This is a genomic window from Streptomyces sp. CB01881 (assembly GCF_002953255.1).
Classification (GTDB): domain Bacteria; phylum Actinomycetota; class Actinomycetes; order Streptomycetales; family Streptomycetaceae; genus Kitasatospora.
This window is the reverse complement of record NZ_CP026498.1, coordinates 11,029,910-11,030,907: the sequence shown is the minus strand read 5'-3', so window position 1 is coordinate 11,030,907 and position 998 is coordinate 11,029,910. Positions and strand designations below refer to the sequence as shown.

The 998-nt window shown below is 79.0% G+C and carries 1 pseudogene; it reads right to left on the bottom strand.

What is annotated here, in order from left to right:
• Nucleotides 1-998: pseudogene (locus tag C2142_RS37500) on the bottom strand (ABC transporter permease); the annotation flags it as partial.

Genomic DNA, 998 nt, shown 5'->3' with positions numbered 1-998 from the left:
GGGTGAGCGGGGTGGCGGCGGAGCCGATCGGGGCGCCGGTCAGGGCCGCGAGGTCGGCGGTGGCGACGGCGTCGCCGCTGGTGGGGACGCCGGCCAGCGGGGCCCGGTAGGTGCCGCCGAAGCGGTCGCGCAACAGCAGCCACACGTCCGGGTGCGTGTCGGCCTTTGACGACAACGTGACGGTGACGTCGACGTCGATGCGCTGGGGATGGCCCGGCAGCGGCAGTCCGGCCTGCGCCCCGGTGGGCGCGGGCTCGGCGAGCGGCGCGAACAGCTCGTGGCCGTCCCTGCCGTCGAGCAGGTCGGAACGGACCGGGACCCGGTCGGCGAGCGCGAGGGCGTCCAGCGCGAGGACCTGCCCGGTGGCACCGTTGGGCAGACTGGTCCCCTGGCGGACCACGGGGATCAGCCGGTCGCCGCCCGGCAGCGCCGCGTACCGGCCGCCCTGGCCCATCCCGGCCAGCGGCGAACCCCAGACCCGCAGGCCGCCGGCCGTGGCGAACTCCGCCTGGTCGCGCTGCGAACGGGTCCAGGTGGTGTGCTGACCGAGCGCCAGCACACCCGTGGCCACCGCCAGCACCAGCAGCAGCACCGGGCCGGCGGCCCGGCCGGGACGGCGGGCCAGCTGCCAGCCGGCCAGGGCGGGGACCAGGCCACGGCCCCGCGCGGCCAGCCGGCCCCCGAGCCGCGCGGCCAGCGGGAGGAGGCGCAGTACCAGCAGGGTGCCGGCGCACAGGGCCAGGGTGGGGGCGGCGATCAGGACCGGGTCGAGGCCGAGCCGGCCGTCGGCGTCCGTGGACAGTCCGCCGTGGTACTGGGCGAGTTGGTAGTAGGCCAGGGCGGCGAGGGCGACCACCGCGAGGTCGGCGCCGGAGCGGACGGCGCCGGCCACCATGGCCTGGCGCTGTCCGGCGCGGCGCAGGACGGCGCCGGCGGCGCCGCGCAGCACGCCGGGGGCGCTGGTGAGGACGACGCAGGCGAGGGCGCAGGCGGCCGCG